General features: G+C 43.0%; 6 protein-coding genes. 3 read left to right on the forward strand and 3 right to left on the reverse strand.

The window, feature by feature from the left end:
* Window positions 1-111: 111 nt before the first annotated feature.
* Entirely contained in the window at window positions 112-492 is a 381-nt protein-coding gene (locus WAM07_RS05580) for a DUF4386 domain-containing protein (RefSeq protein ID WP_422165458.1), read from the forward strand.
* Here the strand turns inward: WAM07_RS05580 and WAM07_RS05585 are convergent.
* Window positions 459-1,268, reverse strand: coding sequence for a 5'-methylthioadenosine/adenosylhomocysteine nucleosidase (locus WAM07_RS05585; RefSeq protein WP_422165460.1), 810 nt, complete (start codon window positions 1,266-1,268; stop codon window positions 459-461). The two genes, WAM07_RS05580 and WAM07_RS05585, sit on opposite strands and share 34 nt — an antisense overlap.
* 333 nt (window positions 1,269-1,601) lie before the next feature.
* Between WAM07_RS05585 and WAM07_RS05590 the strand changes: the two genes are divergently transcribed.
* A complete protein-coding gene (locus tag WAM07_RS05590; RefSeq protein ID WP_422165462.1) occupies window positions 1,602-2,555 on the forward strand; it encodes a calcium/sodium antiporter in 954 nt (317 codons plus the stop codon).
* A gap of 127 nt (window positions 2,556-2,682) precedes the next feature.
* On the opposite strand, the gene WAM07_RS05595 is transcribed toward WAM07_RS05590, so the two are convergent.
* Both WAM07_RS05595 and WAM07_RS05600 read right to left on the reverse strand, forming a co-directional pair.
* Window positions 2,683-3,351: a TVP38/TMEM64 family protein gene (locus WAM07_RS05595; protein ID WP_422165464.1), complete on the reverse strand. Its 669-nt coding sequence runs from the start codon at window positions 3,349-3,351 to the stop codon at window positions 2,683-2,685.
* A gap of 144 nt (window positions 3,352-3,495) precedes the next feature.
* Window positions 3,496-3,684 carry a helix-turn-helix domain-containing protein gene (locus tag WAM07_RS05600; protein WP_014642694.1) on the reverse strand — a complete coding sequence of 63 codons (189 nt, stop codon included), beginning with the start codon at window positions 3,682-3,684 and terminating at the stop codon, window positions 3,496-3,498.
* A 379-nt stretch (window positions 3,685-4,063) separates the two neighbouring features.
* On the opposite strand from WAM07_RS05600, the gene WAM07_RS05605 reads away from it, so the two are divergent.
* The gene (locus tag WAM07_RS05605) at window positions 4,064-5,179 is read left to right on the forward strand and encodes an IS110 family transposase (protein WP_422165466.1); all 1,116 of its coding nucleotides are present in this window, start codon (window positions 4,064-4,066) and stop codon (window positions 5,177-5,179) included.
* Window positions 5,180-5,753 lie beyond the last annotated feature (574 nt).

Consider the following 5,753-nt stretch of genomic DNA (forward strand, 5'->3'; position numbering starts at 1 on the left):
AAAATCACGCTCCTAAATTTCTAAAAACGCCGGTTCCTTGATTTAAGTCAAGGAAAATCTTCCTCAGACAAAATACAATAGGTATGAAATCAAATTCGAGGAGGATTTTATGTGAAAACAAGGAGAACAAAGAATCAGAACATACAGCAGAAAGCAGCTTTCTTTTCAGGTGTCGCCTTACTTGTCATGACATTGGCTGCTTTTTTTGCTCAGGGGTATGTTCACAGTACATTAGTCGTGGATGGGGATGCAGCAGTTACATTAAAAAACATCCAAGCTTCTCAATCCTTGTTTCGTCTTGAGATACTTGGATGGCTCATTATTGTTATTATGGATTTAATCGTAGCATGGGGTTTTTATATGTTCCTGAAGCCTTTCCACCCAGGCTTCGCATTATTGGCCGGCTGGCTGCGTTTACTTTACACAGCCGTTCTAGCCATTGCGGTTTCCCATCTTTCCTACATCCCTTTTAGCATTTCTTCAATCACATGACTGGAGTTCTTAGCGGCTTCTTCCACAAAGTTTTCCTGAATTCCAGCCGCTTCTTCTCCTGCATCATCGGAAGCTGAACGAATGACGACGTACGGGATTTCATTTAAGTAGGCAACCTGTCCAACAGCCGCTCCTTCCATCTCCACGACATACGCATCAAACGTTTCATAAATCCATTCCGTTTTTTCTTCGCTTGCAATAAATTGGTCTCCGGTCGCAATCGGTCCTTTGAACACATCTACATAATCAGGAAGATCCTTTGTGCCTTTCTTAGCCAGCTGTATCAGTTCCTGATCCGCTTCAAAATACCTGGTGTCCATGTATGGAATCTGTCCCGGCTTGAAATCTTTAGCCGTTTCGTCCATGTCATGATGCACCGTCTTTGTAGAAATAACGATATCTCCAAGACCTAAATCAGGATGAATTCCCCCCGCTACGCCTGAGTTAATCAATACATCCGCATCAAACTCACTGATAAGCATTTGAGCTGCCGAAGCCGCATTCACTTTCCCTATTCCAGACTTCACAAGGACAATCGGCTGTCCTTCTAATGTTCCTTCGTAAAAGGTTAATTGACCTTTTTCCGTTGTTTCTTCTACTTCCATATCAGAATGAAGAATGTCAATTTCCACTTGCATGGGACCTATGATTCCGATTACCTTTTCTTTTTCTTTATCAGCCGCTGCTGCATCCTCGGGCTGTTCCCCACACCCCGCCATTAAGAAAACGAAAAGCAGTCCTCCAATTAAAAAACTTATCCTTTGTGCTAAACTCATACTTTTTCTCCTCTCACCACACAAAATACGAACATTATGTATTTTATAATTATTAATGTACGTGTTTTATTCTACACAACTCACTTTCTGTTGCCAACCTTTCTTTTCAATTTTTTATAGACGAATGTTTATGAATTAAAGCAGGAGCGCAGTTTTTTACTTGCATGTTCAACTAACGAGCTGTGGAACAGATGACCTATTATCCAAGCAAACAGTTCCTTGAGGCTAAGCTCTTATGATGGTGGGTCTTCTATTAAACCTTTACTTTTCAACACTAACGAAACAAGGTATGGTTAAATCATGAAAAATTAAAAAGGAGTTGGAAGAGCAATTATGGCTTACGTTCTCTTACTTGTCGGCTTCGGGTTATTAATTAAAGGAGCCAATCTATTCGTTGATGGATCTTCCAACATTGCCAGGCTGCTCCGTGTTCCACCTATCTTAATCGGGTTAACGATTGTAGCTTTTGGCACAAGCTCACCTGAGGCAACCGTCAGTATCCTTGCCGCTTTACAGGGAAATGCTGAGGTTTCGCTCGGGAACGTGGTAGGAAGTAATATCTTCAACATCACGTTAGTGGTAGGGATCGCAGCCTTCCTCTATCCCTTAATGGTAGAAAGTGAAACGACCAAAAAAGAAATCCCGTTTACACTGCTTGCCAGCGGAGCGTTACTCGTCCTGATCAGTGATATAGAGTTACAGGGATTAAGTGACAACCTGCTCACACGCAGTGACGGCATCATCTTTTTATTGTTTTTATCTATTTTCATGTACTATGTGATTGAAGTAGGCCTGAAAAGTCGAAAAGATTCAAAAGAGGAACCCATTCCTTCAACGATTAAGTGGGGGAAAAACATTGGTTTAACGTTAGCCGGATTAGCAGCGATTATTTTTGGCGGGGACATGGTCGTCGACAGCGGCACAGCCATCGCTTTAGATCTTGGGATGAGTAAAACCTTAGTCGGGTTAACCATCATTGCGATCGGCACATCACTTCCTGAACTGGTAACCTCCATCTCCGCTGCATTGAAGAAAGAAAGCGGAATTGCGCTTGGGAATGTGGTAGGTAGTAATATTTTCAATATCTTATTCGTTCTTGGGGCTTCAGCTGTTGTTACACCTTTACCGGTGAACGGAAAGATATTTACCGACGTGATGATCATGATTGCCTTGAGCTTATTGCTGCTCTTATTCTCGAGGACTCATTATAAGATTGGAAAAAGAGAAGGTTTCATCCTTCTGACGATGTATATCGTTTATCTTGTTTTTATTATTTTGAGAAACTGAGAATGATATTTTTTATGGAACAGAACACTAGAAATAAAAAGATAGGAAGCTCCATTTCCCGCTAAAATGGAGCTTCCTATCTTTTATACTGAACATTCCCTTGAATGCAGACGCATTTCTCATCCCTTCACTCTTCCTCTTTATTCTGCTCTAAATCAAGCCAATCTTTTACTTTATTTCTAAATAAGAATGATAGACTCAAGAGAATCACAAGTAACAGGACAGCCGCCCCGATAATGAACGGATCTCCAGCCATCAAGCTTGCCCCAAGCGTCCCATAAGCAAAAACACCGGGCAGAATTCCAATCCAAGTTGCAGATAGATAGGTAGAGAAACGTACCTTCGTCATACCTGACAAGTAGCTCAGCATACTAAAACCCATGAGAGGGAAAAGCCGTAACAGTAGAACAAACCAAAACCCCTGTTTGTTCATTCTTTCTTCCGCCCTTGCAGACCAGGAAGATTGATGTAATTGAAATACTGCTTTCCCGAAAAAACGTCCGATCAAGTAACCCGTAGTTGCTGCCCCGCCCGCCCCCAGCCATATATACAAAGTCCCCGGCCAAACACCATAAGCTAAACCGGCACTCATCGACAATACCGGCGCAGGAAACATCATAAACGGAGCAGCCATATAAGCTGCTATAAAGATAAAAGGTGATAGCCAGCCAAAAGCCGTAATCATTTGCTGAATATCATTCGGAGTGATATGCCACCTGAAATGGATGAAATAAACCATCGTCAAAATCAAGATTACAAATACCAACATTCTTGATGTATAGTTTACCCGGCTCATTAGCCTCCACCTTCTTCCCCCTTCTGACTTCTATCTTCATTATATCGTTTTCTTCCTCCCTGTTTGTTAGAAAAAATAATATAAATTCAAAACAAAGCGCACGAAAAAAACCCTCTAATTATAGAGGGTTTTCGCATGTACTTATTATAAGTGCTCACCATGCTGAAGTTTCCTGATATGTTCTCTTAAATCTTCTTTTCTTACCCGCCAGTGACGCCCGATCTTAAAGCCCGGTATACGTCCTTCCTGTACCAATTTGTATGTGGTTACTTCACTAATTTGTAAATACTCAGCAACTTGCGAAACCGTCATGATTTCTTGTTCATTGTCCATGGACAGACCTTCCTTTATTACGTTTGTATTTTCTATTTACAAGTTTATACCTTCTGCCCTCGTAACTCAAATAAATCACCAATTTCTTTCTTACTTAATGACTTCACTAAACTTCAGTATTGATTTTAAAGATAAGCTCCCATTACTTGAAGACTTGATTTCGAGATATTTGGGTCCGTTACTGTAGATGGATAAGGGTTGGTTGGGAAATAACTCGCTTTCCTGTGGGGGAACTGGTGAGACCCCGGAGAGCTTTAGCTCGAGTTATCATGAACGAAAAACTAGCTCCTTACACGTAAAGTCGTAGGTTAATCGGGTAAGGAATAAATAAGAAACCCAAACCCTATCAGAGCTACATTACGGAAGGAGCTAGCTTACTATGAAGAGTACCCTGAAATATGTTGGTTTAGACGTGTCTAAAGAAAAAATTGCTGTAGCCATTGCGGATGAAGGAAGAGAAAAGTCAAGGTATTTCGGAATGATTCCCCACACGCCGGAGGCGATCCGAAAGTTGGTTAAAAAGTTGGGAGACCCTCAAAACTTGCGTTTTTGTTATGAAGCCGGTCCCACCGGATATCCGTTGTACAGACAATTTCTAGCGATGGGCATTCATTGTGATGTAATTGCTCCATCTTTAATCCCTCAAAAGCCTGGGGAAAAAATTAAGACGGACAAGAGAGACGCCATCCGACTTGCGCAGCTTTATCGGGCAGGAGAATTGGTATCGATCTATGTTCCCACATCGGAAGATGAAGCTCTTCGGGATCTTGTCCGAGCACGGGAAGATGCCAAACAAGATGAGCTTCGAGCGAAACATCGGCTGACGAAATTTCTGCTGCGGAATAATATCCGGCCTCCCAAAGGAGTCAATAAATGGACCGTGAAGTATAGAGCGTGGCTGGACGCGTTAACGTTTAAAAATCCACTCTCTACCTTGACGTTCCAAGAATACTATCACCAACTCCAAGAATTAGAACAGCGGATCCAACGGTTTGAAGAAGAAATCAACCGTCAGGCTACGGAAGGGGTTCGCGCGCCTGTCATTCAAGTGCTCCAATCCTTGAGGGGCATCGCTACCCTTACCGCGGTTAGTCTTGTGGCTGAAATCGGCTCGTTCAAACGCTTTCCGACCCCGAGCCAACTGATGGCGTATCTTGGTTTGATCCCCAGCGAACGTTCTACAGGAAACGTACGCTACCAAGGAGAAATTACGAAAACAGGCAACCGGCATGCGAGACGCCTCTTAATCGAAGCAGCCTGGAGTTATCGGTATAAGCCTGCGGTGAAAGGGAATTTAAAGAAACGCCTGAACGGACTTCCTCCAGCGATCCAAGCCATCTCCTGGAAAGCACAAAATCGTCTTCACACGAAGTATTATCGCTTAATGTCCCGAGGGAAGGAAAAAGGAAAAGCGGTTGCGGCCGTAGCTAGAGAATTAGCTGGATTTATTTGGGCGGTGATGCAGGAAGTCGAAGACCTTCCTCAAGGGAAATAAAAGCTTGTCATTCAAGGAAGTTATTGTATATTGAATCGTTTCTAGGTGTGCTGTCCCCCCAATAAGTATAGGGCTCGAAGGCAAAGAGTAAAACCGGAAAGGCAAATCCACGCGCCTCCTATGTGCTATGTCTGTCGACTAACGCACGACTCGAGTTAGTGGAAAAGGCCTTTATACGGAAAGATAAAATGTGACAACCCACGTATATCAGACTGCAAACCGCAGTGAACGTTTTTGCCTTCGTGCCGTATACTTATGCCTTTATGAAAACCCGAAAGAAAGGAGCCTGTATGGCATCGCTTCCTGCGAATAGGTTTTCCTGGTAAGGTCGTCAAGGAGACCACTTGACCCCCTTACCGGGAAAACCTGAATAAAGCCCTTAAAAAGAAGCGGAAAGACTTCTCTTCTTAAAGATGGCCAAAAGTGTGAGGGGTTGACGTATTCGTTCATATCAGGAGGCTCAGCACATGCCCGCGGAAAGCGAATCATCCCCCGCAGGACCTTCACGGTGAACCAATATCTCGAAATCGAGTCTTACAGTATCCGGCCTTATACTGGAATAAATTATTTATAA

The organism is Halobacillus sp. (assembly GCF_049282395.1).
Taxonomy (GTDB): domain Bacteria; phylum Bacillota; class Bacilli; order Bacillales; family Halobacillaceae; genus Halobacillus.

What these genes read in the sequence shown, in the direction of transcription:
- WAM07_RS05590 (WP_422165462.1), top strand. Translation starts at nt 1,602, where the DNA reads ATGGCTTACGTTCTCTTACTTGTCGGCTTCGGGTTATTAATTAAAGGA.
- WAM07_RS05585 (WP_422165460.1), bottom strand. Translation starts at nt 1,268, where the DNA reads ATGAGTTTAGCACAAAGGATAAGTTTTTTAATTGGAGGACTGCTTTTC.
- WAM07_RS05600 (WP_014642694.1), bottom strand. Translation starts at nt 3,684, where the DNA reads ATGGACAATGAACAAGAAATCATGACGGTTTCGCAAGTTGCTGAGTAT.
- WAM07_RS05605 (WP_422165466.1), top strand. Translation starts at nt 4,064, where the DNA reads ATGAAGAGTACCCTGAAATATGTTGGTTTAGACGTGTCTAAAGAAAAA.
- WAM07_RS05595 (WP_422165464.1), bottom strand. Translation starts at nt 3,351, where the DNA reads ATGAGCCGGGTAAACTATACATCAAGAATGTTGGTATTTGTAATCTTG.